This is a genomic window from Acinetobacter sp. 1294596 (genome assembly GCF_000582925.1).
GTDB classification, from domain to species: domain Bacteria; phylum Pseudomonadota; class Gammaproteobacteria; order Pseudomonadales; family Moraxellaceae; genus Acinetobacter; species Acinetobacter radioresistens.
In genome coordinates this window covers 161,531-187,843 of the sequence record NZ_JFCC01000001.1, presented here as the reverse complement: position 1 = coordinate 187,843, position 26,313 = coordinate 161,531, and the positions used below count along the sequence as shown (strand labels likewise).

General features: G+C 44.1%; 31 protein-coding genes. 15 read left to right on the top strand and 16 right to left on the bottom strand.

Going from position 1 to position 26,313, the window contains the following annotated elements:
• Positions 1 to 17: 17 nt before the first annotated feature.
• From J502_RS00870 to J502_RS00850, 5 genes are all read left to right on the top strand, one after another.
• Complete coding sequence (locus J502_RS00870) at positions 18 to 1,172, top strand: glycerate kinase family protein (RefSeq protein WP_034682707.1); 1,155 nt, start codon at positions 18 to 20, stop codon at positions 1,170 to 1,172.
• 60 nt (positions 1,173 to 1,232) lie between these two features.
• Complete coding sequence (locus tag J502_RS00865; protein ID WP_034682705.1) at positions 1,233 to 3,212, top strand: ATP-dependent helicase; 1,980 nt, start codon at positions 1,233 to 1,235, stop codon at positions 3,210 to 3,212.
• Between the two features lie 87 nt (positions 3,213 to 3,299).
• Positions 3,300 to 3,551 (top strand): RNA recognition motif domain-containing protein, encoded by a 252-nt coding sequence (locus tag J502_RS00860; RefSeq protein ID WP_005016663.1) that lies wholly within the window; start codon positions 3,300 to 3,302, stop codon positions 3,549 to 3,551.
• A 262-nt stretch (positions 3,552 to 3,813) separates the two neighbouring features.
• Positions 3,814 to 4,317: a DUF6586 family protein gene (locus J502_RS00855; RefSeq protein WP_034682704.1), complete on the top strand. Its 504-nt coding sequence runs from the start codon at positions 3,814 to 3,816 to the stop codon at positions 4,315 to 4,317.
• A 106-nt stretch (positions 4,318 to 4,423) separates the two neighbouring features.
• Positions 4,424 to 4,702, top strand: coding sequence for a hypothetical protein (locus tag J502_RS00850; RefSeq protein WP_005016657.1), 279 nt, complete (start codon positions 4,424 to 4,426; stop codon positions 4,700 to 4,702).
• A gap of 69 nt (positions 4,703 to 4,771) precedes the next feature.
• Here J502_RS00850 and J502_RS00845 read toward each other — a convergent pair whose 3' ends face one another.
• From J502_RS00845 to J502_RS00830, 4 genes are all read right to left on the bottom strand, one after another.
• On the bottom strand, positions 4,772 to 6,490 hold the full coding sequence (locus J502_RS00845) for a cation:proton antiporter (RefSeq protein ID WP_005016649.1): 1,719 nt from the start codon (positions 6,488 to 6,490) through the stop codon (positions 4,772 to 4,774).
• Positions 6,491 to 6,646: 156 nt separating this feature from the next.
• Positions 6,647 to 6,802, bottom strand: coding sequence for a 50S ribosomal protein L33 (rpmG, locus tag J502_RS00840; protein WP_001205031.1), 156 nt, complete (start codon positions 6,800 to 6,802; stop codon positions 6,647 to 6,649).
• A 12-nt stretch (positions 6,803 to 6,814) separates the two neighbouring features.
• Positions 6,815 to 7,051, bottom strand: a complete 237-nt coding sequence (gene rpmB, locus J502_RS00835; RefSeq protein WP_000048256.1) for a 50S ribosomal protein L28 — start codon at positions 7,049 to 7,051, stop codon at positions 6,815 to 6,817.
• A 163-nt stretch (positions 7,052 to 7,214) separates the two neighbouring features.
• Positions 7,215 to 8,663 carry a coniferyl aldehyde dehydrogenase gene (locus J502_RS00830; RefSeq protein ID WP_034682702.1) on the bottom strand — a complete coding sequence of 483 codons (1,449 nt, stop codon included), beginning with the start codon at positions 8,661 to 8,663 and terminating at the stop codon, positions 7,215 to 7,217.
• Positions 8,664 to 8,778: 115 nt separating this feature from the next.
• On the opposite strand from J502_RS00830, the gene J502_RS00825 reads away from it, so the two are divergent.
• From J502_RS00825 to J502_RS00805, 5 genes are all read left to right on the top strand, one after another.
• On the top strand, positions 8,779 to 9,465 hold the full coding sequence (locus J502_RS00825) for a TetR/AcrR family transcriptional regulator (protein WP_005016645.1): 687 nt from the start codon (positions 8,779 to 8,781) through the stop codon (positions 9,463 to 9,465).
• A 95-nt stretch (positions 9,466 to 9,560) separates the two neighbouring features.
• A complete protein-coding gene (gene purU, locus J502_RS00820) occupies positions 9,561 to 10,427 on the top strand; it encodes a formyltetrahydrofolate deformylase (RefSeq protein WP_005404562.1) in 867 nt (288 codons plus the stop codon).
• A 213-nt stretch (positions 10,428 to 10,640) separates the two neighbouring features.
• Positions 10,641 to 11,441 carry a TonB family protein gene (locus J502_RS00815; RefSeq protein WP_034682700.1) on the top strand — a complete coding sequence of 267 codons (801 nt, stop codon included), beginning with the start codon at positions 10,641 to 10,643 and terminating at the stop codon, positions 11,439 to 11,441.
• 19 nt (positions 11,442 to 11,460) lie between these two features.
• Positions 11,461 to 12,087 carry a MotA/TolQ/ExbB proton channel family protein gene (locus J502_RS00810; RefSeq protein ID WP_005016640.1) on the top strand — a complete coding sequence of 209 codons (627 nt, stop codon included), beginning with the start codon at positions 11,461 to 11,463 and terminating at the stop codon, positions 12,085 to 12,087.
• Positions 12,087 to 12,491 carry an ExbD/TolR family protein gene (locus J502_RS00805; RefSeq protein WP_005016638.1) on the top strand — a complete coding sequence of 135 codons (405 nt, stop codon included), beginning with the start codon at positions 12,087 to 12,089 and terminating at the stop codon, positions 12,489 to 12,491. Before J502_RS00810 ends, J502_RS00805 begins: the two co-directional genes overlap by 1 nt.
• Before the next feature lie 53 nt (positions 12,492 to 12,544).
• Here the strand turns inward: J502_RS00805 and msrA are convergent, their stop codons facing one another.
• The 5 genes from msrA to thyA form a co-directional block, all read right to left on the bottom strand.
• Complete coding sequence (gene msrA / locus J502_RS00800) at positions 12,545 to 13,069, bottom strand: peptide-methionine (S)-S-oxide reductase MsrA (RefSeq protein WP_005016635.1); 525 nt, start codon at positions 13,067 to 13,069, stop codon at positions 12,545 to 12,547.
• A 121-nt stretch (positions 13,070 to 13,190) separates the two neighbouring features.
• Positions 13,191 to 13,661: an META domain-containing protein gene (locus J502_RS00795; protein WP_005405749.1), complete on the bottom strand. Its 471-nt coding sequence runs from the start codon at positions 13,659 to 13,661 to the stop codon at positions 13,191 to 13,193.
• 119 nt (positions 13,662 to 13,780) lie between these two features.
• A complete protein-coding gene (locus J502_RS00790; protein ID WP_005405678.1) occupies positions 13,781 to 14,836 on the bottom strand; it encodes an Lnb N-terminal periplasmic domain-containing protein in 1,056 nt (351 codons plus the stop codon).
• Positions 14,837 to 14,863: 27 nt separating this feature from the next.
• The gene (locus J502_RS00785; protein ID WP_005405827.1) at positions 14,864 to 15,376 is read right to left on the bottom strand and encodes a dihydrofolate reductase; all 513 of its coding nucleotides are present in this window, start codon (positions 15,374 to 15,376) and stop codon (positions 14,864 to 14,866) included.
• Positions 15,373 to 16,215: a thymidylate synthase gene (gene thyA / locus J502_RS00780; RefSeq protein WP_005023318.1), complete on the bottom strand. Its 843-nt coding sequence runs from the start codon at positions 16,213 to 16,215 to the stop codon at positions 15,373 to 15,375. The genes J502_RS00785 and thyA overlap by 4 nt, the downstream gene beginning before the upstream one ends.
• A gap of 367 nt (positions 16,216 to 16,582) precedes the next feature.
• Here thyA and J502_RS00775 point away from each other — a divergent pair, with 367 nt between their 5' ends.
• Genes J502_RS00775 through J502_RS00760 form a run of 4 tightly spaced genes read left to right on the top strand, consistent with a single transcriptional unit; the run spans position 16,583 to position 19,593 of the window.
• A complete protein-coding gene (locus tag J502_RS00775) occupies positions 16,583 to 17,569 on the top strand; it encodes an acyl-CoA dehydrogenase family protein (protein WP_005405908.1) in 987 nt (328 codons plus the stop codon).
• The gene (locus J502_RS00770; RefSeq protein ID WP_005405847.1) at positions 17,557 to 18,336 is read left to right on the top strand and encodes a PIG-L deacetylase family protein; all 780 of its coding nucleotides are present in this window, start codon (positions 17,557 to 17,559) and stop codon (positions 18,334 to 18,336) included. Before J502_RS00775 ends, J502_RS00770 begins: the two co-directional genes overlap by 13 nt.
• Positions 18,329 to 18,925 (top strand): class I SAM-dependent DNA methyltransferase, encoded by a 597-nt coding sequence (locus J502_RS00765; protein ID WP_005405792.1) that lies wholly within the window; start codon positions 18,329 to 18,331, stop codon positions 18,923 to 18,925. Before J502_RS00770 ends, J502_RS00765 begins: the two co-directional genes overlap by 8 nt.
• A complete protein-coding gene (locus tag J502_RS00760) occupies positions 18,922 to 19,593 on the top strand; it encodes a glycosyltransferase family 2 protein (RefSeq protein WP_005016618.1) in 672 nt (223 codons plus the stop codon). The genes J502_RS00765 and J502_RS00760 overlap by 4 nt, the downstream gene beginning before the upstream one ends.
• 48 nt (positions 19,594 to 19,641) lie before the next feature.
• On the opposite strand, the gene J502_RS00755 is transcribed toward J502_RS00760, so the two are convergent.
• From J502_RS00755 to lgt, 3 genes are all read right to left on the bottom strand, one after another.
• Positions 19,642 to 20,013, bottom strand: coding sequence for a hypothetical protein (locus tag J502_RS00755; RefSeq protein ID WP_005405700.1), 372 nt, complete (start codon positions 20,011 to 20,013; stop codon positions 19,642 to 19,644).
• Positions 20,013 to 20,399, bottom strand: coding sequence for a hypothetical protein (locus J502_RS00750; protein ID WP_005405707.1), 387 nt, complete (start codon positions 20,397 to 20,399; stop codon positions 20,013 to 20,015). The genes J502_RS00755 and J502_RS00750 overlap by 1 nt, the downstream gene beginning before the upstream one ends.
• Before the next feature lie 71 nt (positions 20,400 to 20,470).
• The gene (gene lgt / locus J502_RS00745; protein ID WP_005405807.1) at positions 20,471 to 21,280 is read right to left on the bottom strand and encodes a prolipoprotein diacylglyceryl transferase; all 810 of its coding nucleotides are present in this window, start codon (positions 21,278 to 21,280) and stop codon (positions 20,471 to 20,473) included.
• Positions 21,281 to 21,374: 94 nt separating this feature from the next.
• Here lgt and J502_RS00740 point away from each other — a divergent pair, with 94 nt between their 5' ends.
• Positions 21,375 to 22,160: an NRDE family protein gene (locus J502_RS00740; protein WP_005405928.1), complete on the top strand. Its 786-nt coding sequence runs from the start codon at positions 21,375 to 21,377 to the stop codon at positions 22,158 to 22,160.
• Positions 22,161 to 22,200: 40 nt separating this feature from the next.
• Here J502_RS00740 and J502_RS00735 read toward each other — a convergent pair whose 3' ends face one another.
• From J502_RS00735 to tatA, 4 genes are all read right to left on the bottom strand, one after another.
• Positions 22,201 to 24,531: a PhoX family protein gene (locus tag J502_RS00735; RefSeq protein ID WP_034675074.1), complete on the bottom strand. Its 2,331-nt coding sequence runs from the start codon at positions 24,529 to 24,531 to the stop codon at positions 22,201 to 22,203.
• A gap of 158 nt (positions 24,532 to 24,689) precedes the next feature.
• On the bottom strand, positions 24,690 to 25,472 hold the full coding sequence (gene tatC / locus J502_RS00730; protein ID WP_034682698.1) for a twin-arginine translocase subunit TatC: 783 nt from the start codon (positions 25,470 to 25,472) through the stop codon (positions 24,690 to 24,692).
• The gene (tatB, locus tag J502_RS00725; protein ID WP_005405961.1) at positions 25,469 to 25,930 is read right to left on the bottom strand and encodes a Sec-independent protein translocase protein TatB; all 462 of its coding nucleotides are present in this window, start codon (positions 25,928 to 25,930) and stop codon (positions 25,469 to 25,471) included. The genes tatC and tatB overlap by 4 nt, the downstream gene beginning before the upstream one ends.
• Positions 25,931 to 25,940: 10 nt before the next feature.
• A complete protein-coding gene (tatA, locus tag J502_RS00720; RefSeq protein ID WP_005405724.1) occupies positions 25,941 to 26,165 on the bottom strand; it encodes a twin-arginine translocase TatA/TatE family subunit in 225 nt (74 codons plus the stop codon).
• Positions 26,166 to 26,313: the final 148 nt, after the last annotated feature.

Genomic DNA, 26,313 nt, shown 5'->3' with positions numbered 1-26,313 from the left:
CATAAAAAGAAAAGCTTATGGTACCCACCTTTGTACTTGCTCCTGATTCTTTTAAAGAAAGTATGACTGCACTACAAGCCTGTCATGCCATGCAAAACGGACTCAGTAAAATATTTCCTGAAGCTGTGTTTATAAAAGTTCCTATGGCAGATGGCGGTGAGGGTACAGTAGATACCCTGATTGCCACTGCTCAGGGACAGCAAGTTAAATGTCAGGTCACGGGTCCTCTACCTGCCCAAAAAGTTGAAAGCTATTTTGGTCTTATCGATGCTGGCCAGACTGCTGTGATTGAAATGGCTAAAGCCAATGGTATTCATCTGCTTACTCCGGCAGAACGTAACCCGCTTTTAACCACAACCTATGGTACTGGTGAGATGATTCGTCTGGCACTGGACTTAGGTGTATCCAGAATTATTATTGGGCTCGGTGGGAGTGTTACTAATGATGCCGGAGCAGGTATGGCGCAGGCACTAGGTGTACATTTTTATGATAATAATGGCCATGAAGTATCTTTAGGGGGTAGGGAACTTGATCGGGTAAAAACAATCGACTGGTCTCGACTGGACCCACGCTTGAAGACTACAGAAATTATTATTGCCAGTGATGTCAATAACCCGTTAACTGGAGCGCAGGGAGCTTCTTATATTTTTGGTCCGCAAAAGGGCGCTACGCTTGATATGGTTTTACAACTAGATCATAACCTCAGCCATTTTGCAGATATTGTAGAACAGCAGTTAAACCTGAGAAAACGCGAAGTTCCTGGCGCAGGTGCGGCAGGGGGGCTTGGATTTGGCCTGTTAGTTTTTACGGGTGCGCGGATTCAGTCAGGTGTTGAACTGGTTATACAGGAAACCCAGCTGGAAAAATATATTGCCCGGGCTGACTATATTTTTACTGGTGAAGGGAGACTGGATGAACAGTCCTGTTTTGGTAAAACTCCGGTGGGAGTCGCTCGTCTGGCTCGACAGTATGGTAAACCTGTGATCGCCTGTGCGGGGAGTATTGGCCCACAAGCTGACACTCTGTATGAAGAAGGTTTTACTGCAATTTTCGGAATTCTGGACCAGTGCAGCGATATTATGGCAGCTTGCCAAAATGGAGCCATTAATTTGGAGCGTACTTGCGAAAATATCGGTCGTATTTTAAAACTGGCTGAAAAGCAGGGTAGATGAGCCTGCCTTTCTATATTGGCTCTGCTAAACTGGTGCTTCAAGTGCGGATGAACAGATAGCATGAGTTTAAGTACCCTGATTGATGAGTTAAATCTGAAACAGAAACAGGCGGCCACCACCACTGCCCAGAATTGTCTGGTCCTGGCGGGTGCCGGGGGTGGCAAAACCAAAACAATTGTAGCCCGGGCTGCTTACTTGATTGATCAGGGTATACCTGCTGACCAGATTCAGATCTTGACCTTTACCCGTCGTGCTGCCAGTGAAATTGTCACTCGGGTAGAGCAGCACCTCGGAGCAAAAGCCAGAGGTCTGCGTGCCTCAACATTCCATACCTTTTGTATGTACCTGCTGCGCCGTAATTCTCAGGCATTTGGGCTGGGTCAGTTCAGTATTATTGATCGTGATGACCAGATACTGATGTTCCGGCTGTTACGTGGCAAAGATAAAGAGAGTGTATTGCCCAAGGCAGCACAGCTTTGTGACATTTATTCATATGCCCGTAATACCCGGAACAAACTGAGTGAAGCAATTGCACAGCAATGGCCAGATGCTTTGGAACATAAGGCACAGATCGCTGAACTCATGCAAGCTTATGAACAGCGAAAGCGTGAGCGTAATTTTCTGGACTATGATGATATTCTTGCAATTGTAGCGGTGCATTTACAACATTCAGAAGCACTGGTTAACTGGGTAACCCGATTGTGTTCAGTTCTGCTGGTTGATGAAATGCAGGATACTAATCCGCTGCAATGGGCTTTACTACAGCCCTTGGTGGGTAAAATCAAACTATTCTGTGTGGGTGATGACGCGCAGTCGATTTATGGGTTTCGGGGGGCTGATTTTGAGAATATCCATCATTTTAAAGAACATGTGCCTGATGCCGAGGTATTAAATCTGGATTTTAATTACCGTTCTACTCAGGAGATTCTGGATTTATCTAACTGGCTGCTTGATAAAAGTCCACTTCATTACGATAAACATCTAATTGCCGCTCGAGGCCGCGGAATAAAACCACAATTGCACCTGTTCAGTAATGAATTTGAAGAGGCTAACTGGATCGCTCAAGATCTGATCAAGCGTCAATACACAGGCGCCCAATGGTATGAGCATATGATTCTGGTACGTTCTTCTTTTACTGCACGGCATTTGGAAGCTGCATTAATCAATGCCAATATCCCCTATAAATTTGTGGGTGGGGTAAAACTGCTTGAATCTGCGCATGTAAAAGATATGCTGAGCATGCTTCGGGTGGTAGCTAATCCACAGGATGATATTGCCTGGATGCGTTTTCTGACGCTCTGGAATGGTGTAGGGGATGTAGGTGCCAGCAAGCTCGCTCATGAACTGATTCAGTTGTCTGATATTGATATGCGTTGTGAGCGGCTGGAACAGCATGGCCGGGTGGCACTTAAAGTAATACTGATGATGAAACAGCTAGATGTTTTACAACATGAAGTCGAGGTTTGTATCAGTCTTGCTGTAGAAGCACTCTCTGAACAGCTAGAAGATAATTACAAAAACAAAGAATGGTCCAGACGTCTGAAAGACTTTGATCTGGTCAAGCAATTAGCCCGTAAACATAACAGCCTGGCCGGTTTTCTTGAAGAATATGTACTGGAGCCTATTTCGGTGTCAGAAGTGGAGCGTAGCACTGATCAGGATCTGGTTACCCTGATTACCATTCATTCTGCCAAGGGAGCAGAGCAAAAAGTCTGTTACGTTCCTCATGTTTCACCAAGTCAGTATCCACATGCTCGTGCACAGGGTGATTTTGACCAGGTAGAAGAAGAGCGCCGTGTTCTGTATGTGGCATTGACCCGGGCGCAGGATGAGCTGATTCTGACCAAGCAGGACTTCAGTAGCTGGGCACAAGATAAATATGATGAACAGGGCCGTATCATTGAAAGCTATTTTTTAAATGACTTGCCTGAATCACTGGTCGATGTGCAGATCCATCAGCCATCATCGCGCAGTTTTGTGCAAAAACGCTGGAATAATTCAGCTGCAATAAATTTAGGTTTTGGTATAGATCTCGATTAAACTAGTCAGATTGTGCTAATGCACTCGAAAAGTAGAGTAGGCATATACTTTTTGATGTTACATACCTGCCGCTGGAAAAGGTAATTTATGAAAATTTTAGTACGCAACCTGGAACGTACCGTCACTGAAGCTGAACTGCTAGAGCTGTTTAAGGCCTATGGTACAGTTGACTCCTGCCAGCTAGTACTTGATGCACAAACTGGCAAGTCTAAAGGCTTTGCCTTTGTTGAGATGCCACATGGGCGTGAAGCTGTAAAAGCAATCAAGGGTCTCAATACCTTGCGACTACATGGTCATGGTATTCGCGTAAAAGCTGCGGAAGACAAGCCTAAGGCTTAAATAAAGATGGAGCAGATAATGCTCCTTTTTTATACTTGGAATAATTAGAGTAAATCTGATATGCCCTATATTGTGGAAGAATACTCTCTGGCTGAGATGGATAGCGATCAATAAAATATTACTATAGAGCAATGTAGTCATATCATTCAAAAGAAAAAATCTATCCAGGTTATGTCACTCATCCATAATTCTTATTGTGAATCCCGGCTAATTCTGTTTATCTTAATCTTGTAAGTAAAAACAAAATTTAGGAAGACTTTTCATGTCCCGTGTTGCCCGCTTTCATGCTGACCGTACTAACCAGAAACTCTATTTTGCACGTCTGGCTTGCCAGCAGGCAGAGCAGATTGAGCATGTACAGCAGGCACAGGCTTATCGTGAGGCCGCTGTGTTTCATCTGCATGGTTCATTACTGGCATTTTTACAGGAACTGGCCCGTTATTACCGCTTAAATGATTCACAGCCTACCTTAAAGTCAATTGAGGAACAGATGGCAGATAAAGGACAGGTTTCGCCTGAAGTGGTCGTTATGCAGCAACTGGCCAAACATGGCTTTATTGCCGAGCTTAAGCGGGCTTATCGCTTATGCCAGTATGCACCTGAACCTAATGCTCCTGTACCTGAAGAAGAAACCTCATCCAATCTGATTATTAAAGTCACCCAAGGCCCACAAAGCTGGTTGCCAGATATTAAAATTCTGCGGGAATGGCACCGTGAACTAACCCAGCTGATTGATGGTTTTCGTAATGAAATGGTTGAGTTCTAAAACGGTCTATTGGATAGACTTGAAATTTGATTGACCCGCTCTTATATAAATATTTCGAGATGCAAAGTATCAATGCTTTGCCACCATGTCGGAGCATGGAGGAGTTATGTCTATACAACAGTTGAAAAAATTATTTGGTAATCAGGAAGCAGTATTGGAACTGGTACAGCTCGAAGGTGGTGAATTGGCATTGCGCAATGCAGGTTCAGAAAAAGAACCCTTGGTTAAAATCCAGTTTAATGATGAAGTTAAAGCCTTGCTTGGTGATGAAACTGCTGTAGTAGCACAGCATATGATACAGGCCGCATTATTTGGTTTGCTTGAAAAACAGGTTAATCAGTGGCAGGCTCAAGTTATTGATGAAAAACCAAAATACCTGAGCTAGTAAGCACTGTAAGCTTAAAATTTATACTAAAAAAGCGTACATCAAAGTACGCTTTTTTAAACATTTTAACTAGTGTGTCGGGGCTGTATGGTGGGCAATTTCGATCTGGTTCAAGATATGATTACTCATATTTTTAGCCATTTCTTCTTTGGCAAAGAATACCTCGCCAATATTTTCTGCCCGGATAACTTCAGCCTCTTCCTTACTTTCTGCACAGATCAGTACCTGAATCTGTGGATTTAGCTGTTTGGCAATATCGATAATACGATGCACATTTACAATGTCCATGGGCGACAATACTAACAGTCGTGCATGCATAATATGGGCCTGTATCAATACACCAGGCTCAGTCGCCACGCCACTGACCGCAGCAATACCCCGCTCACGTAATTTCTCTACTATTTCGCGGTTTTCTTCAGCAATAACAACTTTGATATTCTCTTGCATTAAAGTGCGAGTGATGCGACGGCCAACTTCCCCATGCCCAACAATTACAACCTGATCGCGCAGATAATCCTGAGATACTTCATCCGGTAGCATCGCAAGCGGGTCACCGCTACGCTCCAGTAGCCGGGCTAAATGAGATCGTTCACGAATCCAGCGCTGTGCTGGTTCAATGGCAGAGAAAATAAATGAGTTCAGGCTAATCGAAATGAGGGCCCCTGCCAAGATCAGATTCTGTCCTTCGAGGCTAAGCAGACCTAAAGACAAGCCTAATGTGGCCAGGATAAAAGAGAATTCACCAATTTGTGCCAGTGAGGCGCCAACAGTCAGGGCTGTATTGATCGGATAACGGAAGAACAGGACCAGTGCCATCGCTGCCAGTGTCTTGCCGATCATAATAATGGCGACTACACCTAAAATGTGAACAGGTTCTTCGACTAGAATCCGAGGATCGAATAACATGCCAACTGAAACGAAAAACAGTACCGAAAAAATTTCACGCAGTGGTAAGGTTTCCTCTTCAGCGCGATGGCTAAAATCTGATTCCTTGACTACCATACCGGCAAAGAAAGCTCCCAGTGCCATCGATACGCCGAAAACCGCATATGAGCCATAAGCAATTGAAACTGCCGCAGCAACCACAGTTAAAGTAAAAAGTTCACGAGAACCCAGACGTGCGACAAACTGCATAATCATTGGGACCAGGCGTTTTCCAATAATCAGCATAAAAGCAATAAAACCGGTCACTTTAAGTAAAGTCAGACCTAAAGTAAGCCAGATATTTTCATCGCCACTACCATCAGATAGTGGCGTTCCGCCTAAAAGCACTGCAGTAGCAGGAAGCAGCACCAATACCAGTACCATAACCAAGTCTTCAACCAGTAGCCAGCCTACAGCAATTTTGCCGTTGACTGATTCGAGCAGGCCACGGTCGCCCAGTGCTTTAAGTAAAACGACTGTGCTGGCACAGGAAAGACTTAAACCAAAGACCAGAGCTGAGCCGAAACTCCAGCCCCATAACATGCTAATACCGATTCCCAGCAGTGTTGCTACTGTAATCTGTAAAATTGCGCCTGGCACAGCAATTCGCCTAACCTGAAGCAGGTCATTAAGCGAGAAATGCATGCCCACGCCAAACATTAGAAACATTACACCAAGTTCGGCTAACTGGTTGGCCAGTTGAATATCACCCACCATACCTGGGGTGTTGGGGCTAATAATGATGCCGGCAATAAGATAGCCAATCAGAGGAGGAAGGCGTAGACGGGCAGCAATATAGCCAAAGATCAGAGCAATACCAAAACCGACTGCCAGTAAAATAATGAGATCTACGTCATGAGGCACTACCTACTCCTTAAAGATGGAGGTGAAAAGAAAATAATAAAAATAAAGCACGAAAGATGCCAAAATCTATTGATATAAAAAGTGTAGCAAGTCAAGCAAAAAAAATGCAAAAAAAAACGACCTCTAGGGAGATCGTTTCTTGGCGCTTCATCAAGATTACTTGATTTTAGCTTCTTTGAAAATCACGTGTTGACGGATTTTTGGGTCAAACTTTTTGATTTCCATTTTTTCAGGCATTGTACGTTTGTTTTTAGTCGTGGTATAGAAATAACCAGTACCAGCAGACGAAACTAGGCGAATTTTGTCACGCATTGCAATGACTCCTTAGATCTTTTGGCCTTGAGCACGAAGATCAGCTACAACCTTTTCAATGCCCAATTTGTCGATAATACGCATACCTTTAGTGGTTAGACGAAGACGTACAAAACGCTTTTCGCTTTCTAACCAGAAACGGTGGTGGTGCAGGTTCGGCTCGAACCGGCGCTTGGTTTTGTTGTTGGCGTGTGAGACGTTGTTACCAACGACTGGACGCTTGCCGGTAACTTGGCAAACCTTAGACATGGTGGAACTCCATTGATTTAGCCAGCAGCAAATGTGTGGCCAGTCATAAAATAAACGGATGAATTCATTCAAGGGGCGTTTTATACCAAAAATCCGATTAAAAGACAAGCGAATTCGGTTAAAACACAGCATGATCTGGTGTGATAGATCATGCCTTGATCATTTAACGCAACAGTGTTTTTGAAATCAATTTGTAGAGCGGCTTGTTAAATGGTGGCAGAATAAATTTTAAGCTATAGAGCTTGGAATTTGACATCATTGAACGTTCATGCGACAAACTGAAGAAGCCTTCCGGCCCATGATATTTACCCATACCGGAGGCCCCGATCCCACCAAAAGGCAGGTCATCCTGAGCAACGTGAGTTAATACGGTATTCATACCAAAATGTCCGGAATGCGTACGCTGTGCAATATAATCAGCGCGTGCTGAATCATAGTCAAAATAGTATAACGCAAGTGGGCGTGGACGTTGATTAATAAACTCAATCACTTCATCAATCTGATCATATTCCATGATGGGTAGTACGGGCCCAAAAATTTCATTCTGCATGATTTGCATAAAGCTGGTGACCCCAGTCACTAGGGTTGGTGCAATTTTATAGACATCTTCCAGCAGTTCATTTTTTGGATTAATTTCCACAATCTGCGCACCCTGTTCACGCGCATCATCTAAATAACTCTGTACCCGGCGGTATTGCTTGTCATTTACGATGGAGGTGTAATCTTGATTATCACGTAAATGAGGATACATAGTCGTGGCAATCGTACGGAACTCTGCTATAAACTCCTCTGTCTTACCTTTGGGTAGAAACATGTAGTCTGGCGCAACACAGGTCTGTCCGGCATTCCAGAGTTTGCCCACAGCGATCCGCTGTGCCAGATCTTTCATATTCATGGAAGGGTGTACTACCACTGGCGACTTGCCGCCCAGTTCTAAAATGACTGGCACCAGATTTTCTGCTGCTGCTGCCATTACAGTTTTACCTACTGCGGTTGAGCCGGTAAAAATAATCTTGTCAAAAGGCAGATGGCTAAAGGCATCTGAAATAGGGCCGCCTCCATTGACTACTGCGACCAGATCTTGCGGAAAAGCTTCTGCCAGAGCTCGTTCCAGAATCTGGCCAAAATTTGAAGACGCGCTGGAAATCTTGATCATGGCATGGTTGCCTGCTGCCAATGCGCAGATTAATGGGCCTATGGATAAAAGTAGGGGATAGTTCCAAGGCGCAATAATGCCGATCACGCCCATAGGCTGATATTGTACCCATGCCTTGGCAGGCTGATTAATCATGGCAACATGACGTTTAGATGGTTTCATCCACTGGCTTAAATGCTTGCTATAATATTTAATATGTTCAAGACAGGTCAGCAGCTCGCCAATTTTAGTTTCACCAATTGAACGGTTGTAATAATCATGATTGATTGCGTCTGCAAACTGGTCCTGATATTTTACCAGTACGCGTCTTAAACGGGACAGGCGGTCAATACGTTCTTTGGCCGAAGGTACCTGATGACGTTGATACGCCAATCTCTGATGTTCAAGCAAGTCTTGCATATGCTGAATATCAGGTGAATGTGGAGTCATTTGAGTTGTTTTTGTTTGACTATTCATGACACGCTACCATTAAATAAAATCTAATATTTAATTTTTTAGAGTAAATGCTCTAAATAGTCAAGTCACTTTATGTGTTAGTCCACTAACTTTTTGAAATAGATGGTTATTAAGAATGTCCCACTCCAAGACCGTGAAAACTAAAGACCGGATTTTGCAGATCAGTTTGCAACTCTTTAATGAGCGTGGAGAGCGTTCTGTAACCACCAACCATATTGCAGCCGAATTGGGAATCAGTCCAGGTAACCTGTATTACCATTTTCGCAACAAGCAGGAAATTATTAAGGAACTGATGGAACAATACCAGAAAGAGACACTCGACATGCTGTCTCTGCCAGATGACCGTCAGTTGAATGCCAATGACAAGATTCGTTATTTTCAGGTTCTTAGCAGCCAGTTATGGGAATACCGCTTTTTGCATCGGGATGTTTATCATCTGGTCGAAAACAATGATGACTTTAGAAAGATGTATCCACGCTTTGCCGGTCAAGTCATGCAGCAGGGCCAGAGAATTTATCAGGCTTTTGTCGATGCAGGGCTAATGAAAATGACTGCTTCAGAAATTGAGGCACTCATTATTAACCTGTGGATTGTGTTGACCAACTGGACCAATTTCCTGTATATGTCTGGCCACATCAGTGACAGCAACCATCTTGAAGAAAAATGGGTATGGCAGGCGCTGCGCCAGATGGTCTTTCTGGAAGGGCCATACCTCATGGGAGAAAGTCGTGAGACTTATGAGCGTCTGCTTGAAACCTTCGGCTCTTCAGAACTGTTTGCCAGCCTGTCTTCAGCAAAATAGCATACAGTTTTTTTCATAACTATTCTGCCCGCCGTAAAAACGCGCTAGAATATGCGGCTTGTTTTTAATTTGACTTATAAGCGATATCAACCGACATGAACATGACCACTGCCAATACAGCACGACTCCTGATTACTTGTGAAGACAAGCCGGGCATTGTGCAGGCTGTATCGAGCTTTTTGTATCATCAGGGAGCAAATATTACCGCACTTGATCAATATGCAACTGAAGCGCAGGGCGGTCGATATTTCATGCGGGTTGAGTTTGAACTTGAACATTTGCAGACCCGTAAGGAAACACTGATCCAGACCTTTGCTGTGAATGTAGCCCAGCGTTATGACATGCACTGGCGTCTGGCTTTTGTCAGTGATGTGAAAAAAGTGGGTATCTTAGTTTCTAAAGTCGACCATGCCTTGCTTGAGCTGCTATGGCGTCATGCCCGTGGTGCTCTGCCATGTGAAATCACCAAGGTGGTATCTAATCATGAGACCCTGCGTTCAGCAGTAGAGAACTTTGGTATTCCATTTGAAGTGGTGCCCGTCAATAAAGAAAACAAGCGTGAAGCTTATGCGAAGATTGATGAGTTAATGCAGGGCAATGATCTGTTGGTACTGGCACGTTATATGCAGATTCTGGACGAAGAGTTTGTCAGCAAATGGGAGATGAAAATTATTAATATTCATCACTCGTTCCTGCCAGCATTTGTAGGAGCCAATCCATATCAGCAAGCTTATGACAAAGGTGTAAAACTAATTGGTGCTACAGCACATTATGTCACTGCTGATTTGGATCAGGGTCCGATAATTGAGCAGGATGTAGAACGGGTGAGCCATGACTTTACAGTAGAGCAGTTGCGTGAGCTTGGTCAGGATGTAGAGCGCCACGTATTGGCGCGAGCAGTGAGATGGCACCTTGAAGACCGTATTATTGTAGATGGCAACAAGACTGTTGTTTTTCAGTAAAACTAATTAAAGTCTGACTAAAAAAAGGCATATCTAGGGATATGCCTTTTTTTATTGCTGAATTAGAAAGTTGGTCAAAATAAATTAAATAACGGTTGCAAATGAAAACACTTCTCATTTATTATTGCGATACTTTCATTGTGCTAACCGATGAGCTTTATCTTCTTCTCCTGTTGTATTGAAGTAAAGCAATCTATTAGGTAACAGATTCTTATGAGTCATTCCTCCGTGTCCAGTATGCCCCCTTCTAACCCGATGAAAAAGAAAATTGTCGCAGCTTTAGCCGTGGTAATGGTCGGGCATATCGGTGTGCTTTGGGGTGTGAGCCATCTTAAAACTGCTGATCTTAAACCGATTGAAAAAGAACCTTTACAGGTCCGGTTTGTCAAGATCCAGCAGCCACCTGAACCTTTACCACCTAAACCAAAGGTTGAGCCAAAAAAAGCTGACCCTGCCAAGCCAAAAGAGGTTAAAGAAGTAAAAGTAGTTGAAAAACCTTTACCTCCACCACCGAAAAAGGTTGAGAAGGTTCAGCAGGTGAAAAAAGCTGAAGCACCTAAGCCTGTTGCAAAACCGGTAGAAGCACCGCCAGCACCTTCACCTGTAGCTACCACAACAGTTTCAGAAACTAAAATAGCTAAACCGGCACCAGTACCCGCTGCGTCACCCGCACCTGCTGCTGCACCACCGGCTCCGCCTTCACCACCGTCTCCAAAAACTGTTTCAATTGGCGGAGCAGGAGTACAGTGGAGCCGTTCACCAAAACCGTCTTATAGTAATAAAGACTTACAGGGTGAAACCCGGGTAATTGTGGTACATATCGAGGCGGATGAAAAAGGTTCTATTATTAAAGAGCGGACCCGTATTACCAAATCAAGTGGGATTAGTGCACTCGATGAAAAGATTTTACGCGCAGTGCGTAGTGCAAAATTCAAACCGTATAAAGAAAATGGTATAGCTTATCCGATCCGGGCTGAGCAGCCATTTGAATTAACATTGAATCCTAACGGCTAACATTTTCAGGAGTTCGAGTATGAACTTTTCAGTTTATTGGCAACATGCGGATGCAGTCAGCAAAACACTGTATTTCGTGCTCTTGGCAATGTCGATTGCGACATGGACCATCTTTATTTTACGTCTGATGGGTACCCGCCAACTTAAACAGCAAGCTTATGCTCAACTCTCGCAGGCTTTGGCTAAACTTAAAACCAAACTGGCACCACTCGGTTTTGAGCAGCGTAAAGCAGTCGCTGAACAGGCTCTACTGCGCCAGATTTCTGCCGAGAAAGCTTCTGCAGAAAAAGGTGTGGCAGTCTTGGGGACTATTGCTTCTATTGCACCATTTGTTGGCCTGTTCGGTACAGTATGGGGAATCTTTCATGCCCTGGTGGCCGTAGGTAAGAGTGGCCAGGCCGGTCTTGCTCAGGTTGCAACACCAGTAGGTGAGGCCTTGATCATGACAGGACTTGGTTTGGCCGTAGCGATTCCTGCAGTACTGGCTTACAACATTGCAGTACGTTTCAATCGTGGACTTGCTCATGACCTGCAAGATCAGGCACATAGCTTGCTGATTGATACTATGTTACAGCAGGACAGTAATGTATCTAAAACAGAAGTAAATAATGCTGCACAGCAGCAATATGCTGGAGGTCAGGCTTAATGGCTTTTCAATTGGGTGAAGATAACGATGCTGGCATGAATGAGATGAATCTCATTCCGCTCATCGATATTATGCTGGTTTTGATGATCATCTTTCTGGTGACAGCGACCGTTGCCAACCCATCAATTCCATTAAATCTGCCACAAACCACAGCAGAAATTATCGATCCGCCGCCTGAGGCGATTACAATCAGTATCAATGCCCAGAATCAGGTGGCATGGAATGATCAGATGATCAGTCTTCAAGAGCTTGAAACCCGGTTTGCAGAAGCTGGACAAGCTGAACGTAAACCCACAGTTCAGCTAAGAGCAGATAAAGACTCACGGTATGACACTGTAGCGCAAGTAATGTCTCGTGCGAGCGAAGCCGGGCTCAGCGATATTGCTTTCGTTAGTGATAATTAAAGTAAAAACGTTAAAAAAGCGGCCAGTATAGCCGCTTTTTTTATAGATGTTTTTTATTCAGATTTGAGTAAATCCTGGAATTTATTTCTCAACTTTAACAGTTTTGGAGGAATCATAAAGTTACAGTAGCCTTGGGAAGGGTTTTTGGCAAAAAAATTCTGATGATACTCTTCAGCCTCATAAAAAGTAGGTACCGGACTCAGTTCTGTCACAATATCTAAACCCTCAGCTTTGAGCGCATTAATCATCTGCTGTGCCTGTTGCTGCTGTTCTTCATCAAAATAATAAATCACTGAGCGGTACTGTGTACCAATGTCATTGCCTTGACGGTTTAACGTAGTTGGGTCATGAGTGGCAAAAAATACTTCAAGTAGCTGCTGATAGCTGATCTGCTGCTCATCAAACTCTACCAGAATGACTTCGGCATGATGTGTCTGTCCGCTACATACGGCTTCATAATCCGGATTCTCAGTATGACCGCCTGCATAGCCACTGACGACTTTTTCTACACCTTTGAGTTGCAGAAAAACTGCTTCAACACACCAGAAACAGCCGCCTCCAAATAATGCCTGTTGCATAGTCTTATCCTGTTGAATAGATTTCCTCCACTATAATAAATTTTCATAGAGCTACAATAGAGCTTGTGTGCAACAGACGTAAAAAAGCCCGTCTAAACGGGCAAATCAATCTATTCAATTTTTAGCGTAGTGGGGTTGGACTGCTAAGCTGCATTACTACATTGCCATGACGGTCGATTAACTTTAAGGTTTTATGATAGACCTGATAAGCGCTTACTTTAGCGAGAGCCTCGTTATAAGCTGCAGCAACCTGCTGGTTACTCGGATTTAAACAAGCCATACGGGTGGATGCCATCTGGCCAAAAACCAGCCCTTTATTGGTAAGCTGATAGCTACCCATAATTCGGTTGCAGCCATCAGTGCCGCTAAAACGTTGTGTGGCTGATTCAAGCATCAGGCTTGGGAGAGTCTGGACAGCTTGGCTAGTTTTACCAATCTCAGTATTGCCGATATATGTTACGGTCCAATTGCGATCCAATAATTGTGCTTGAACAACGTCGACAGTAGTATTGCCTTGAGCAGGCATATTCGTACATGCAGTAAATAGAACCGAACTGCCTATCACGCTCGCCATTAAAATCTGTTTAAACATTTTAGCGTTCTCATCATTTATTATGTTATTGACATTAAAGTAAAAACATAACGCAAAATTTAGCTTCAATATGTAGCTTTAGGTGTATTTTCTAAATAAAATGAGTAAAGTCTCACTTTTCAAGGCTGAGGTGAGGGTAAACCCTGACGCATCAGTTGAGAGAACTGTTGAATCTTTTCAGGATTCTGACTGATCTGTTCAGTGCGCGGGTTAATATGCGCATGCTGATACCATTCCTGAATGCTCCATTGATGATCTAGAGCATACAGATCATACAAATACTCTGGTAGATAGCCTGAAGCCAGCAGCCGATAATCTTTGGGTAACTGATACGGGTTAATTGCCTGGACCATATCAAAAATGATGGTAGTACAATTACTGGTCAGAGTGTTATACCACTGCGGTTCTGCCCGCAGTTCATCTGCCGTCTTTAAATATTCTAAAAAAAGAGCTTTACGTTCCGAGGCACTCATCCTGATGGGGAAAAAATATACCTGTTGATGACGAACATTACTGCGAGTATAGATAATATCCTGCTCATCCGAGGCTACCAGGCTCAGTTCGTACTGTCTGAAAAAACCGCCAATCGCTGAAAACTCTTCATTTCTTTCTTTACGAATTTCAATAGAAAAGGTAAGGGGCTCCTGATTGGCAAAATCAAAACTGACCAGGGTATGAGCAATTTGTGGGCCCATCCAGTAAGAGGTGATGATATTAATTCCGGTAATCTGGTTTAAATCAAAATGCCGGGTTTCCCAGCGCTCATGGACTTTACCGTCTGCTTCCCAAGCAAAGTTACGGACATTATGTAAGGTTACTTGATCACCCTGACGCTCGTATTCAAGAAGTCGGGAAACTTCCGGGTTCCAGTCCCGGTCTTGCCGGGCATCCAGTCCTATATACCAAGACAGGGCACCCATAAAACACAAAATATAGATGATACTGTTTATACGGCGGCTAAAAAAATGCTGGCTGGCATAAATACCAAGCACACTAAGCGCAAAAGCGATCCAGCTTCCGATCAGAATCCGGGTAACCAGCCAGCTAACAGGTTCCTGAACCCAGAGTGCCAGACATAACCAGATAGATGAAATAATAACAAACAAGCTAAAGATAAAATGCAGTAACCCTTTGCCTAGAGCAATAAAAAAATCACGCTTTCCAATATTGTGCATTAGTGATCAAGTCAGTCTGAGTCCCTTCTATTTCTGATAGGTTGCAAACTCAAACTCAATTCCGCTTTTGTCATCTTTTTGTGGCGTACTTTGAATCTTTTTAAAAACTTCAGGAATTTCAGGATAATAAGCTTCACCCTGCACATTTAGTTTAACATGAGTAAGCTCCAGACGGTCAGCCATCTCCAGCGTCTGTCTAAAGATTTCTCCACCCCCAATGATGAATAAACTTTCAGGTTTTTCACTGGTTTTGACATCAGCGATGGCCTGTTCTAGAGCATCCTCGATGCTATGTGCAACCTTGGTACCTTCAAACGACCAGTCTGGATCACGGGTAATTACCCAGTTGACCCGTTTAGGTAGAGCACGTCCCATGGATTCCAGGGTCTTGCGGCCCATGATTACTACACCGCCCTGAGTAATCTCTTTAAAATGCTTGAGGTCAGCTGGAATGTGCCAAGGCAGATCATTATTTTTGCCAATACAGCGCTGCTGGTCCATCGCAACTACATGTACAACTTCTAAGCCTTGAAAACTCATACAGCCACCGGTGCCTTGATTGCAGGATGCGAGTGATAATTTATAATGTCAATATCTTCAAATTTAAAGTCAAAAATACTTTTTACTTCTGGATTCAGTTTTAACTGACACAGTTCTAGCGGATCACGGCCCAGCTGTAATCTGGCTTGCTCAAAATGGTTGGCATACAGGTGTGTATCACCCCCGGTCCAGACAAAATCACCAACTTGAAGGTCACAGACTTGAGCAATCATATGAGTGAGCAGGGCATAACTCGCAATATTGAAGGGTACACCCAGGAATACATCGGCACTGCGCTGGTAAAGCTGGCAAGACAATTTGCCATTTTGTACAAAAAACTGAAACAGGGTATGGCAAGGTGGCAATGCAACCTGGCTGGCTTCTTTAGGATTCCAGCCAGAAACGATGAGCCGGCGTGAATTCGGATTGGTTCTGATCTCATTAATTAGCCAGGAAATCTGGTCAAACCCGTTTTGCTGATAACTGCCATCTTCATTCTGGGTCGCACCAAAGTTACGCCATTGATGTCCATAGACTGGTCCCAGTTCTCCGGCAGGACGCCCAAAGCGGGCAGTTTGTTCAGCTGTTGCCCATTCATCCCAGATTGTTACTTTATTATCCTGTAAATATTTCACATTGGTATCGCCTTTTAAAAACCATAACAGTTCAACGACGATAGAGCGAAAATGGACCTTTTTTGTGGTTAAAAGTGGAAAGCCTTTAGAGAGGTCAAAGCGCATCTGATGACCAAATACAGAACGAGTACCTGTTCCGGTACGATCACCTTTATCACCACCATGTTCAAGGATATGTTGTAAAAGGTCTAGATATTGGCGCATGGTTCTCTCACTAGGAAGGGCCTAAGAAAATCGAAGGGCTTAAGAAGATCAGAGATAAGTATCAGCTGACCGTACATATTAGCTTTTTTTAGCCTGACTGAAAACCGCTACATTAAAAGACGAGGTTCATCATGGTTTTATTTTCCAACCACATTCCTGAATATCAACAGAACCGGATATAAAAATAATTACTGAGTAAGTTACTTTTAATAATATTTTTTTACAGAACCTGACTGAATGAAAGGTATAACAACTCTATGAGTATCAAGTTATTCAATGTTATAAGTTTTTAATTATAAAAAATTCATCATAATCATTGAGCTCGCTGTGTTCTTTTTAAAGTAATACAGCTATATCTGGGAGTTTTATGACCACCCTGAATACCATATTGACCAAGTTTGAGCAGGATTCTTCTCATCTTTCAGACAGTTTGATCACGACATTTAAGCAACTTTGCAATTTGAGTAGCGAAATTCCTCATCCTGCAAGCGGCCAGACGTATGAACGCTGGAAAGTTCTGGCAAAAGTCGCGGCAACTAACCTGAATCTGGTGAAATGGTTTGAATCCCATCTGGATGCTTTGAGTATTTTGCATGAGCTTGGTTACAGCAAGGTGCCTGTGGGAGTCTATGCTGTCTGGGCTGCAGAGGGTGGCATACAACCACTTTATTACCAAAATGAGCAATGTTCAGGTAATAAGTACTGGTGTTCGGGTGCAGGGCTGGTCGATTATGGACTCATGACTTATCGGGATACACAGAATAATTCACAGCTGTTAATTGTTGACATGCACCAGCCAGATATTTGCATCGACCATAGTGGATGGAATGCTATAGGAATGGCTTATACCCAGACTGCAAAAATCAGTTTTAATAAAGTTGTTGCACAAACGGTAGGGCAGCCCGGACAATATCTAGACCGATCAGGATTCTGGCATGGTGCTGCTGGTGTGGCAGCTTGCTGGTATGGTGCGGCTACCCGTCTGGCCCATACATTACAACAGGCCTGTCAGGAGAAACCCAATACTTTTCGGCTAATGTATCTAGGTGAAGTAAATAGTGCGTTAGCTACCACCCGTGAATATTTCAAATATGTAGCAGCACAAATTGATCAGCATCCTACGCAAAGTCACGAGCTGATTATTCGGATGTTGCGTATTCAGACTGAGCAGACTGCACAAAAGGTTCTGGACTTGGTTGGTAAGGCATTGGGAGCACGGCCTTTCTGTGAAAACACCATGTTTGCCCAAATGGCAGCAGATTTACCAGTTTTTTTAAGACAAAGCCATGCGGCTTTTGATCTGGAACAGATTGGTGAGCGTTCGGTTATGGAGGATACTACATGGATGTTATAAATAGTCCGGTAGGAGACCGCCTGATCTATGGAAATGGCACGACCAAACGGGCCTGGCAGCAATGGAGCGGGTTACAGTCATTACAGACGCTTGTCCCTGAGCAAGCCTTTCCGGCAGGGCAACGTATACTGATTATAGCACCGCATCCAGATGATGAAATTTTAGGATGTGCTGGCCTGATACAGCAACTCAGTATACTGGAACGTGAAATTCTGCTGGTGGCTGTGACTAATGGTACACAAAGCCATCCGGACTCACAGCTTTATACACCACAGCAGCTGGATCAGCTGCGGCCTCAAGAAAGCCTGAATGCGCTTAAAGTATTAGGCGTGCAGAATCGGGTAAACCGGATTGCACTACAGCTGACAGATGGTGAACTGACTGCTGAGCAGCAAAAGTTGTATGCTGCTCTGAAAGAGCTGGTCAGACCCGATGATATTCTGGTGTGCACATTTGCAAAGGATGGTCATCCTGATCATGAAGCAACTGGTCAAACTGTACAGCGGCTGGCAGATCAACAGCAGCTTAGCTGTTATCAAGTCCTGATCTGGTCATGGCACTGGGCCAGGCCACAGGACAACCGTATTCCCTGGAAATCTGCCTGCAAGCTGGAACTGACAGCCGCACAGCTCAGGCTCAAGAAACAGGCGGTTCAGTGCTTTAAAAGCCAGCTTGAAACAGACCCAAGCACCGGACAGGCACCTATTTTATCTTCACATACGGTAGAGCGAATCCTGATGCCCTGCGAGGTTTATATACATGCCTGAACAGGATTACTTCGATACGCTCTATCATCATAATGATGACCCATGGGGTTATACCCAGCGCTGGTATGAACAGCGCAAACGGCAGATTTGTCTGGCCTTGCTACCCCGGCAAAGGTACGGACGCATATTGGAACTTGGCTGTGCCAATGGGGTTTTTAGTCAAGAGCTGGCCAACCGCTGTGACGAACTGCTTGGTTTGGATGCAAACAGCAAAGCAGTCGAGTTGGCCCGGCAGCGCTTAAAAGGACAGCTACATATTGATATACAGCAGAAACGGATTCCCCAGCAGTGTCCTGAAGAAAAATTTGATCTCATCGTGATCAGCGAGATTGCTTACTATTTAAATGAGAATGAACTGTTACAGCTGATTGAATGGGCACAACGGAGTTTAAATGACACCGGTACTTTGCTGTGCTGTCACTGGCGTTACCCAATTGACGGGTTTAGTTTAAACGGGAATTTAGTCCATCAGCTGTTAAAGCAGCACCTGAAACTTTATCATTATCTTGGGTTAGACGATCCGGATTTTCTGGTCGACCTCTGGACTACAGACTCTGGCAGCTTGGCACATCAGGAGGGACTAATATGATTGGTATTGTCATTCCTGCCCATAATGAGGAAGAGCATCTGTCTGACTGCCTGCTGGCCATTCAACAGGCTGTAGATGAACTGCCGGCTTCCGTTCAGGTAAGAGTTCTGGTGGTGCTGGATAGTTGTACCGATCAGTCTCTGAAACTGGTACAACGTGCAGGTATAAACTACTTGCAGTGTGCAGTGCGCTGTGTAGGCCATGCCCGCGATCTGGGTGTTCGTACTCTCATTGCTACTGGTGCCCGCTGGATTGCCTGCACTGATGCAGATTCGAAAGTAGACCGCTTCTGGCTTAAGCAGCAGCTATCGCATCAGCCTGCTGATGTAATCTGTGGCGTGGTTGAGGTAGATAGCTGGCAACATCTGTCGTCACTTACCCGGCAACGCTATCTGCAGCATTATTGTGATGATATGGATCATCGACATATTCATGGCGCCAACTTGAGTTTTAGTGCCGAGGCCTATATCAAGTCTGGCGGGTTTGGAGCACTAACCTGTCATGAGGATGTAGGTCTGGTGAAAAGAATGTTAAACCTGCAATACAAGGTGATATGGAGTAACCGGGTAAGGGTCATGACCAGTAGCCGCTTAATAGCCCGTACACCTCAAGGTTTTTCGACTTTTCTAAAACAGCTTGAAACCACAGCTTATTGTCCTGAAACCTGAAATGCCTATAGTTCAAATATATATCTAGCGTTCTGGTTGGCGAAAAATTTATTTAAAGCGTCTGGCGCGGTTTTCATAGATCGATACGATAAATATTCCTAATGCAGTAAACCCTAGCACCTGTAATCCCAAAATCATTTTATGTTCATCAGGCAATACATAAAGCAAAATAAGGAAAACAGCAAAAGGTACGCTATAGAGCAAAATAGAAAGGCCATTTTTATAAATATTATTTTGTTTTATTTTAAGATTCAGCTGTCTGAGTAGATGTATTGATATGCCCAACCCGAGACTAAATCCTGTCAATACAGCCGACAAAGCCTGCACAGTAGAACACAGGTAAATCATGGCACAGGTCATAATGCAAACTATCAGCTTAACCTGACGGGTGCAGCGTGCTGAATACCAGAAATCAAGCATTACATATTCTCTTCTGGATTTTTGTTGTTATGTAGAAGGGATAAAGGCGAGAACAGACAAACGGCCAGTGCCATAAAACCAATTCCCTGTGCACCTGGCAGTAAAATTTCGCCCTCTTTCATGTTCATAAAAATCAGGGCAAGCAATAATGCTATGGGAATCCAGGTTAACAGACGATAGAGCAAGCCAGCGGGCTGCCCGGCTGCAAAGTGCATTTTGCAGTAACGACAGATTAAAAAAATGATACCTGTGCCCGAAAACATTAAAATAGCGTCTAATGCCAACGGCTGCATCCCATACAGCACAGCAGTAATTATTGCAATAGACACAAAGATCAGCAATTTACGTGCGATGGAAACTTTAGGATCAAACCAGAACTCAAGCATAGTCTTTTGAAATCAAGCAGAACAGCTCAGAACTTTAGCATAAAAAAGAGGAGCAATTGCTCCTCTATGTATCAGGTGTTTTTCTGTGGACCCCAGTCATAAATTTTTCTGTGGTAGGCGTACCACATCATCCACAGGCCGATCAGTATCATTGGCAGGGTCAGGAACTGACCTTTACTCATCCAGCCAATAAAGAGCTGGCCATTGTCCGGTTCACGGAAGAACTCAACCACAAAGCGTGCAATACCATAACCGATCAGGAACAGCGCTGAAACTGCCATACGTGGACGTGGCTTGGAACTAAACCACCACAATACGATAAACAGAATCAGACCTTCACCTAAAGCTTGATAGAGCTGGGATGGGTGACGTACCAAATTATCTACATGCGGAAAAACCATTCCGAAGGGATAGTCTGGATTGATAACTGGACGACCCCAAAGCTCACCACCAATAAAGTTTCCGATGCGTCCAAACATCAAACCAGTGGGGACACATGGCGCAATAAAGTCCAGTGTTTGGAACCAGGTTTTCTGATATTTACGGCACCAGAGCAGCATTGCTAGCATGACTCCCAGAAAACCGCCATGGAAACTCATGCCCCCGGTCCAGACCTCGAATAACCAGAGCGGGTTTGTCAGGAACTGATCAAGTCCGTAAAAGAACACATAACCCAGCCGTCCACCGATCACAACACCAAGTGCGCCGTAGAAAACCAGATCAGATACCATATCGGTGGTCCAGCCTACACGCTGTTTAACCCGGTAGCTGGCCAGTCCCCAAGCAAACAAGAAGGCCAATAAATACATCAGCCCATACCAGTGAACTTTTAAAGGACCCAGTGCCAGCGCGACTGGGTCAATACTCGGATAGGTCAGCATTACAGCTCCTTTATGTATTCGTTTTGCACAGATTCTAGCGGAATGTTTCTAAAAATGTTGTACATTCAATGTGTAAAGATCATGAGAGATGCCTATGTGTATTGTGGCTTTAGCCTGGCAAGTGTTAGATCATATGCCATTATGCCTGATTTCTAACCGGGATGAATTTTATCAGCGACCTACGCAAGTCTTGAATCACTGGGAGAACAGTCCGGTTATAGCTGGCAAAGATTTACAATCTGGTGGTACGTGGATGGGCATTACAGCATCTGGACGCTGGGCAGTGATTACCAATTTTCGTGATGGCAAAGACCGGCAGCATTATCCGACCTCGCGTGGTCATTTAGTGCAGGCCTTTTTGGAATCTGAGCAGAAACCCATTCGCTTTGCTCAGATGCTTGAGAAACAACAGCAGGAATATGCTGGTTTTAACCTGGTGATAGGAGATCAAACGCAGGCAGTATATATGAGTAACCGAGGCGAGGCTCCTCAGGTGCTGGCCAGTGGCGTATACGTAATTTCTAACGGGCTCATGAGCGACTCCTGGCAAAAGACCTTGCATTTACGAAAGCGCTTTACCCAGGAATTTTTACCTATGCTCCAGCGTCCTGTTGCTGAGCACATACTGGAGTCAGCTGTCTGGGATATTTTAGAAGATGAGCGCAAGGTAGATCAGAATGCCCTGCCAGAGACGGGTATCAGTCAGGATATGGAACTGCTACTTTCTTCTACTTTTATTCAAAGCCCGATGTACGGAACCCGGTGTTCAAATTTTTTAAGGTTGTACCATCATGCATGGAATTGGCTGGAAAAGACTCAGCAAGGAGAGCAGAGCGGGCAGATTGTGCAGCAGCGGATTTCTCTGACTCAACAAAAATAAATATGCCGGTCAATAGGCCGGCATATTCATAAAAAGAGGATTAACCCGCAATTGCGCCGCCGTCTTTACGGGTAATTACGACAGTTGCCGAACGTGGGCGGGCTGTAGTGTTATTCCGGTCAGTTTGGGTTGCCGGCCAGTGACTTGCAGGAGTTACATAGCTGGCAGAGTCTTCGCCCGGATGCTGCACATTAATGAAAATAGCTTTGTAATCAGGGGTCATGGCGATCCCGGTAATTTCACACTGTTTTGGCCCTACCAGGAAACGGCGCAGGGTTGAGTCTGTTACTTTTGCACCCATTAATGTCTGCTGTCCGCTGGAAGTAGTTGCGGTAGTACCATCACCAATCTGGCCTGGCAAAGCAGCAAGCATCATACAGTTTGTGACATCGGTATAAGCTCCATCATCTGTTTGAATCCAGAGCACACCACGCGGGTCAAACCACATTCCGTCCGGTGAAGACAGATCATTGTTATCAGTCAGACCAGACAGGTTAATATTTGATGCCATAGAGGCTTCGGCACCAAACAGATAAATATCCCACTTGAAGGTTTCAGCTGTAGTTTTATCATCGGTTTCTTTAAAACGGATAATATGACCATTTACGTTGCCACTTTGAGTCTTTTTGTCTTTAAGGTCATCATAATTACGCGGGTTAGCTGCATCTGTCGGGTAACTGGTTCCCCGATTCGAGTTGTTGGTCAGGGTAACGTAGATTTCACCATTTACCGGATTAACGGTCGCCCATTCTGGACGGTCCATTTTTGTTGCGCCGACAGCATCCCCCGCTAAACGGGCAAATGTCACCACATCGGCTTGAGAGGGGAAGGGATAAGTACTGCTACTTTCATTCAGACCATTTTTACCATAGCTTAGTTCAATCCACTGGCCTGAACCATCACTGTTAAACTTGGCAACATACAGTTTTCCTGAGTTCATGTATTTATCGCCAGCAGTATAGCCGCGGTTTACATCTTTCGGGTCCCATACTGCACTCGAGACAAATTTATAGATGTATTCGCCTTTAGAGTCGTCACCCATATAAAATGCCAAAGGTTGGCCCGCTACTGCACGGCAGGCACTGTCTTCATGTGCAAAACGGCCTAAAGAAGTACGTTTAACCGGTCTCTGACCGCCATCAAACGGGTCAATCTCGACCATCCAGCCAAAAGTATTGGGTCCGTTACGATAGTCCTGAGTAGGCTGATCCGCTTTTACATCAGCATTCCAGCGGTCATATAGATCCTGTGACTCAACCTGTCCAATGACAGTTTCCCAAGCATAGCGTGAGCTTGCGCCCAAATAGACTGGTCGACCCTGATCATCAATATTTGGTATTAAATTACCATTTGAATCTTTTCTATAAACAATTTTGCCATCTTCACCCTTTTTAGGAGCGCCCTGCTCATCCAGCTCATAAAGATAAGGTTCGTCTTTTTTTAGTCCCAGACCATAACGTTTTAATGCGATTTTCTCGGCATTTGTACGTTGGTACTCGTCATGTCCTGAACGCTGGAAATAGCCAATAAAGTTTTCTTCGGTAGTTAAATAAGTACCCCAAGGTGTATAGCCATTGCCACAGTTGTTATGTGTACCACGTGTTTGACGTCCGGCAGGTGAAAAACGTGTAGCAAGCAGACTGGAACCTGCAGCAGCACCGGCAAAATCCATTTCTGTTGAGGCAGTAATACGGCGGTTAAAAACAGAGTTTTTAACAATTTCTACTTTTTGAGTTGCCGGGTCCTTTTTAATATGGACTACAGATACGCCGTGCGCATTGGTTTCACGAATAACTTCATCCTCAGGACGGCGTCCTTCAACCTTGGTTGGACCTTTAGGATGAAGGAAGGTCTGGTTGATGTATTCATGGTTCATTACCAGCAAACCTTGTGCTGAGACCGTATCATCAAAGCGGTCTGTAGCGCTGTTTAAACCAAAGAAATGCATACCATCATGGCAGTCACCAGAACGGAACTGGAAGCTTGGACCAGGTGGAATATCATTATCATTCCAGTCCCCAAGCATTGGATTAATTGGGTCTCCCAACGCATAGATTACAGTAGCTTGATAGCCTTCAGGTACAGTCACAATGTCATCCAGATTTTTAGCCACTGGAGTAAATGAAAGTTTGCTAGGCTTCTGGTTAGGGTCATTCGGAGTAACTGGTGCTGTTCCGCTATTACTATTGTCGTCATCATCATTACAGCCAGTCAGTGTAGAAGCCAGCGCCAAGGCAACTGCTCCACTTGCTGTCTTGGTAATGAGACTGCGGCGCGTCATGCGTTGCTCTAAAATGTCACGGAAATGGATATTAGATGAAGTATTATTATCAAGTTCTTGATCTTCATGATATGGCGTCAGCTGCGTCATGTTTTTTTCCTAAATACAAGTAAGGTGTTGTTAAGTTGTAACTAAATTAGGTGATAAATATGACGGGACCTTGACGGTTAAGTGACATTCAGGTGAAGAAAATAAGACAGTATGATGAAAAAAGCAGACCGAAGTCTGCTGAAATAAAGTTGAAGATCTTAGACTGCTCTACGCCTTTCAATGAGTTTTCCAAAGAAAAGTCCAGCTTCGAAAAGTAGCCACATTGGAATAGCCAGCATAACCATGGAAATTGCATCTGGTGGAGTAACAAACATGGCGATAAAAAAACCCCCGACAATGATAAAACGTCTTTTCTCGACCAGTTGTTGTGTAGATACAACCCCAATCAAAATCAGAAGCAAAGTAATAATCGGAATTTCAAAAGTCAGTCCAAATACCAGGAACAGTTTCAAACAGAAAGCTAGGTAACTATTAATGTCTGTCATCGGTGCCACTGTTTCAGGTGACACACTCATGAAGAAATGCAGAATTGAAGGCAGAGCAACAAAATAGGCAAATGCAATGCCGGCATAAAACAAGCTGATACTTCCTACCAATAAGGGCAGGGCTAAGGATTTTTCTTTTTCATATAGCGCCGGTTTTACAAATGTCCAGAGCTGATAAATGATAAAGGGCATGGCAATCATGAGGGCGATAAAGAAATTCAGCTTGAAGGGCGCCATGAACGTCGCGGTTACATCGGTCGCAATCATGGTTGACGAGCTGGGTAACTGGGCCCTTAGTGGTTCTGAAAGTAGCTGATAAGTCCGGTTTGCAAAAGGCAGCAGACAAAAAAATAGAGCAATCAGAATAGCAACAATTTTAAAAAGATGGCGGCGCAAAATCATTAAGTGCCGGGTAATGGGCATCTCTTCAAGTTGGGCTTGCGACTGCTCATTTAATATTGGGCCTGGGAGCTGTGAAGGAGAAAGTTGACTCATACAGCCACCTTGAGTTCAGGATAAGAAGACTGTACAGGGCTTTCTGGCTGTTCAGTAATTTGGCAAAAGCAGGCCAGCCGTTCTGGTTGACGAGTCAGAACCAGAGACGGGGCTTGTTCAATAAAAAAGTACTGCGTGGATAAATTTTTATTATGAGTATTTGCATGTTCTTGTAGAGCGTTATCTGCAAAGTTTTTCTGTTTTTGTAGTTCATGCATCTGGGCTTGCATTTTCTGTTCCAGCTCTTGAATACGGACCATTTCCTGCTGCATCTGCTCACGGAGTTCTGAAAGGCGTAATTCACGGTCCAGATCAGCCTGTACATTACTGACCATACGTTTGATCTTGCCATACCACCTGCCAGCAAAGCGTGCTGCCTCTGGTAACTTTTCCGGCCCAAGCACCAATAAAGCAATGATGCCAAAAGCCAGCAGCTCAGTCATACCAATATTGAGCATGAAAAATACCCTAGTGTTTTACAGTTGAATTTGTGTCAGCACTAATATTTTGGTGTTCAATAGTGCGCGGTTCCTGAAGAGCTACAGTTTGCTGCTCATCTTCGCGGATAGATTTTTTAAAGTCTTTAACTGCACCACCGACATCTTTACCTAAATTTTTAAGTTTTGACGTGCCGAACAGTAAGATAACAACAATTGCAAAAATGACCACATGCCAAATAGATAGTCCAGCCATAGAAAATTCTCCTGTTTTAACTAGAAGATATCTCAACAGGTCTGTATGACAGCCTTGTGACTTATATATTGCAGTTTAAAGACAGCCTGCTATTTAGAGCATTTAATTAATGTTAGTGCTACCATAGCGCCACAACACCAGAGGAAAA

Bases quoted from the DNA above. Each gene is read 5' to 3' on its own strand.
- purU (WP_005404562.1), top strand. From the start codon at position 9,561: ATGAACATGACCACTGCCAATACAGCACGACTCCTGATTACTTGTGAA.
- J502_RS00860 (WP_005016663.1), top strand. From the start codon at position 3,300: ATGAAAATTTTAGTACGCAACCTGGAACGTACCGTCACTGAAGCTGAA.
- rpmG (WP_001205031.1), bottom strand. From the start codon at position 6,802: ATGCGTGACAAAATTCGCCTAGTTTCGTCTGCTGGTACTGGTTATTTC.
- tatA (WP_005405724.1), bottom strand. From the start codon at position 26,165: ATGGCTGGACTATCTATTTGGCATGTGGTCATTTTTGCAATTGTTGTT.
- J502_RS00795 (WP_005405749.1), bottom strand. From the start codon at position 13,661: ATGTTTAAACAGATTTTAATGGCGAGCGTGATAGGCAGTTCGGTTCTA.
- lgt (WP_005405807.1), bottom strand. From the start codon at position 21,280: ATGCTGACCTATCCGAGTATTGACCCAGTCGCGCTGGCACTGGGTCCT.
- J502_RS00810 (WP_005016640.1), top strand. From the start codon at position 11,461: ATGAACTTTTCAGTTTATTGGCAACATGCGGATGCAGTCAGCAAAACA.
- thyA (WP_005023318.1), bottom strand. From the start codon at position 16,215: ATGCGCCAATATCTAGACCTTTTACAACATATCCTTGAACATGGTGGT.
- J502_RS00825 (WP_005016645.1), top strand. From the start codon at position 8,779: ATGTCCCACTCCAAGACCGTGAAAACTAAAGACCGGATTTTGCAGATC.
- J502_RS00750 (WP_005405707.1), bottom strand. From the start codon at position 20,399: ATGCTTGAGTTCTGGTTTGATCCTAAAGTTTCCATCGCACGTAAATTG.
- J502_RS00775 (WP_005405908.1), top strand. From the start codon at position 16,583: ATGACCACCCTGAATACCATATTGACCAAGTTTGAGCAGGATTCTTCT.
- J502_RS00765 (WP_005405792.1), top strand. From the start codon at position 18,329: ATGCCTGAACAGGATTACTTCGATACGCTCTATCATCATAATGATGAC.
- J502_RS00830 (WP_034682702.1), bottom strand. From the start codon at position 8,663: ATGAATAGTCAAACAAAAACAACTCAAATGACTCCACATTCACCTGAT.
- rpmB (WP_000048256.1), bottom strand. From the start codon at position 7,051: ATGTCTAAGGTTTGCCAAGTTACCGGCAAGCGTCCAGTCGTTGGTAAC.
- J502_RS00790 (WP_005405678.1), bottom strand. From the start codon at position 14,836: ATGCACAATATTGGAAAGCGTGATTTTTTTATTGCTCTAGGCAAAGGG.
- J502_RS00850 (WP_005016657.1), top strand. From the start codon at position 4,424: ATGTCTATACAACAGTTGAAAAAATTATTTGGTAATCAGGAAGCAGTA.
- tatB (WP_005405961.1), bottom strand. From the start codon at position 25,930: ATGCTCAATATTGGTATGACTGAGCTGCTGGCTTTTGGCATCATTGCT.
- J502_RS00735 (WP_034675074.1), bottom strand. From the start codon at position 24,531: ATGACGCAGCTGACGCCATATCATGAAGATCAAGAACTTGATAATAAT.
- J502_RS00855 (WP_034682704.1), top strand. From the start codon at position 3,814: ATGTCCCGTGTTGCCCGCTTTCATGCTGACCGTACTAACCAGAAACTC.
- J502_RS00740 (WP_005405928.1), top strand. From the start codon at position 21,375: ATGTGTATTGTGGCTTTAGCCTGGCAAGTGTTAGATCATATGCCATTA.
- J502_RS00770 (WP_005405847.1), top strand. From the start codon at position 17,557: ATGGATGTTATAAATAGTCCGGTAGGAGACCGCCTGATCTATGGAAAT.
- J502_RS00805 (WP_005016638.1), top strand. From the start codon at position 12,087: ATGGCTTTTCAATTGGGTGAAGATAACGATGCTGGCATGAATGAGATG.
- msrA (WP_005016635.1), bottom strand. From the start codon at position 13,069: ATGCAACAGGCATTATTTGGAGGCGGCTGTTTCTGGTGTGTTGAAGCA.
- J502_RS00865 (WP_034682705.1), top strand. From the start codon at position 1,233: ATGAGTTTAAGTACCCTGATTGATGAGTTAAATCTGAAACAGAAACAG.
- J502_RS00785 (WP_005405827.1), bottom strand. From the start codon at position 15,376: ATGAGTTTTCAAGGCTTAGAAGTTGTACATGTAGTTGCGATGGACCAG.
- J502_RS00815 (WP_034682700.1), top strand. From the start codon at position 10,641: ATGAGTCATTCCTCCGTGTCCAGTATGCCCCCTTCTAACCCGATGAAA.
- J502_RS00755 (WP_005405700.1), bottom strand. From the start codon at position 20,013: ATGCTTGATTTCTGGTATTCAGCACGCTGCACCCGTCAGGTTAAGCTG.
- J502_RS00760 (WP_005016618.1), top strand. From the start codon at position 18,922: ATGATTGGTATTGTCATTCCTGCCCATAATGAGGAAGAGCATCTGTCT.
- J502_RS00870 (WP_034682707.1), top strand. From the start codon at position 18: ATGGTACCCACCTTTGTACTTGCTCCTGATTCTTTTAAAGAAAGTATG.
- tatC (WP_034682698.1), bottom strand. From the start codon at position 25,472: ATGAGTCAACTTTCTCCTTCACAGCTCCCAGGCCCAATATTAAATGAG.